3 protein-coding genes and 1 pseudogene are annotated in these 2,560 nt (G+C 68.7%); 3 read left to right on the top strand and 1 reads right to left on the bottom strand.

What is annotated here, in order from left to right; genetic code table 11:
* A pseudogene (locus tag B3587_RS05240) lies at positions 1-349 on the top strand (hypothetical protein); the annotation flags it as partial.
* Positions 350-514: 165 nt separating this feature from the next.
* Here the strand turns inward: B3587_RS05240 and B3587_RS05235 are convergent.
* Positions 515-1,147: a LysE family translocator gene (locus B3587_RS05235; protein ID WP_292726915.1), complete on the bottom strand. Its 633-nt coding sequence runs from the start codon at positions 1,145-1,147 to the stop codon at positions 515-517.
* A 75-nt stretch (positions 1,148-1,222) separates the two neighbouring features.
* On the opposite strand from B3587_RS05235, the gene B3587_RS05230 reads away from it, so the two are divergent.
* Complete coding sequence (locus B3587_RS05230) at positions 1,223-1,567, top strand: TfoX/Sxy family protein (protein ID WP_228179264.1); 345 nt, start codon at positions 1,223-1,225, stop codon at positions 1,565-1,567.
* Positions 1,568-1,687: 120 nt separating this feature from the next.
* On the top strand, positions 1,688-2,509 hold the full coding sequence (locus tag B3587_RS05225; RefSeq protein WP_292726912.1) for an alpha/beta fold hydrolase: 822 nt from the start codon (positions 1,688-1,690) through the stop codon (positions 2,507-2,509).
* Positions 2,510-2,560: the final 51 nt, after the last annotated feature.

Raw genomic sequence — 2,560 nt, 5'->3', positions numbered from 1 at the left:
GCTCGTTGCCGCGACCACCGCGGGGACGCTGCTCGCCCTGGCTTCAACGGAGTTGCGTCAGAACTCGGCATCCTGCTTCGAGGCGGCATCCCTCGACAGCGTCGTGCAACAGGTGGGCGACCCCTCGGCTGCGGGGGAAGATCGGGTCTCTCGGGCGATCGACCTCTGCGCATCCGTCTGGAGCATCGGCCTCATCGGTGCCGGGCTCGACGGGCCCCCACCGAACGACGGGCAGACCTACCCGGTGCCAGACCTGTTCGTCTGCGTACAGCGGGATGACACGCTAGCGGTGTTTCCCGAGACCGCGGGCGTGACCTGCGACGACCTCGGACTTCGGGCGGCCGACTGACTCGACCGAGCGCGCGTCAGGCTTCTTCGGTCGCGCCTTCGCGCGGGCCTAGGCCGCCGCAACCCGCACCACGGCGCGACCGACCGTAGAGCCGAGCTTCTTCGGTCGCGTCTTCGCGCGGGTCTGGGGCGCCGCTACCCGCACTACGGCGCGACCGAACGTGTGTCAGGACTTCGAACCGGTGAGGGCGAGCGCGCCGCCGAGGCCGATCATCATGACGCCGCCGGTGGCCGACAGGGTCGAGATGCGTCGGGGTGAGCGAGCGAACCATGCGCGTGCGGTGCCCGCGGCAAGGGCCCAGATGCTGTCGGATGCCAGCGCCAGCGCCTCGAAGACGAGACCGAGCAGCAGGAGCTGCAGCCAGACCGGGCCCGCCGTCGGATCGACGAACTGCGGGAGCACCGCGACGAAGAACGCAATCGTCTTCGGGTTGGTGAGGCCCACGATGAAGCCCTCGGCCAGGAGCCGACGCGTGCGGGTCGGCCGCTGCTGGATGCCGGGGATGTGCGCGTGGCGGTGGCGGATTGCCTGGATGCCGAGGTAGACGAGGTAGAGAGCGCCGGCGATCTTGATCACGGTGAACGCCACGACCGACGAGGCGACGATCGCGCCCACGCCGAAAGCGACAGCGATGACCGCGGGGATCGTGCCGAGCGCGTTGCCGACGACACTGAGGACGCCGGCGCGGCGACCCAGCGCAATGGCGCGGCCGATGACGAACAACACGCTGGGGCCGGGGATCACGATGATCACCAACGACGTGAGCATGAACGCCACCAGGTTCTCGATCGGGATCATGAACGAACGTTAGCGGGTCGGTGTTTCGGGCGGAGTACGCTCGCGCCAAGGCGGTGCGAGGCCGGAGGGGGCAGGATGTCGGCATCCGACGAGCGGGAGCAGCTGGCGGCGCGGATCCGCGGGATGATCACGGATGTCGACGTCCGCGAGATGCGCATGTTCGGGGGCGTCGGATTCATGGTGCGTGAGGCGCTCGCGATCGTCGCGGAGCGCGGCGGCAGCGCGTTGGTGCGGACCGACCCGGTGAAGCGAGACGAGCGCCTGGCGCGCGGTGCGATCCCCGCCACGATGGGCAACGGCCGGGTCATGGGCGATGCCTGGCTCCGGGTTCCTGCCGAGCGGTTAGCCGACGACGCCGAGCTCGCGGACTGGGTTGCCATCGGCATCCATGCGGGCGATGTCTTGCGCGGCGAGGCCTAGCGCGAGTCGGGTTTCATTCGGTCGCGCGCTATTGCGGGTGCGGATGCAGGGTGCTCGCGTTTTGGCGCGACCGAAGTGACTCCGCGGGATGTCGTATGCCGCTGCAACGGTGGATGCACGATGACTCCTCTGTCGCACTCCTTCGACTGGCGCGGCCGCAGTGTCGCCTGGGATCGGCTCGGCGACGGGCCTCCGCTCGTTCTTCTCCATGGCACGCCGTGGTCGTCAGAGCTCTGGCGTCCGATCGCACGCGTGCTGGCGCGAACCCACACCGTCTACCTCTGGGACATGCCCGGATACGGACAGTCATCGATGCATCATGACCATGCGGTCGACATCGGCGTGCAGGCCGAGCTGTTCGCAGCGCTGCTCGAACACTGGGGTCTCGAGCGACCGTGCGTGATCGCGCACGACATCGGCGGCGCGGTAGCGTTGCGGGCCCGGCTGTGCCACGGCGCGCGCTACGCCGCCCTTGCGCTTGTGGATGTCGTCGCCCTCGCGCCGTGGGGGTCGCCGTTCTTCCGTCTTGTGCGCGAGCACGCAGAGGTCTTCGAGCAGATCCCTCCCGCCATCCATCGCGGCATGGTCGAGACCTACATCCGTGGTGCGAGTGCTCGGGGGTTGCGGGACGACGACCTCGCGATGCTCGTCGAGCCGTGGACGAGTGAGGCGGGACAGGCTGCGTTCGTACGGCAGATCGCGCAGGCATCCGAACGCTTCACCGACGACATCGAGCCGCGCTACGGTGAGATCGACGAGCCGGTGCACATCGTGTGGGGGACGGCTGATGCTTGGATTCCCATCGATCGCGCACATCGCCTCCAGCGGGCCATCCCCCACGCCTCCCTCACCCTGATCGAAGGCGCCGGTCACCTCGTGCACCTGGATGCTCTGGCTGAGCTCGCCGGCGACCTCGTGCGCTGGGCTACCGCTACTCGTTGAGTCGCGCCGTTCTGCGGGAAATCATGGCTGCAACCCGCACGATGGCGCGAC

The organism is Microbacterium sp. UBA837 (genome assembly GCF_002296025.1).
Classification (GTDB): Bacteria; Actinomycetota; Actinomycetes; order Actinomycetales; family Microbacteriaceae; genus Microbacterium.
The sequence above is the reverse complement of the archived record's forward strand: the minus strand, read 5'-3'. Positions and strand labels throughout refer to the sequence as shown.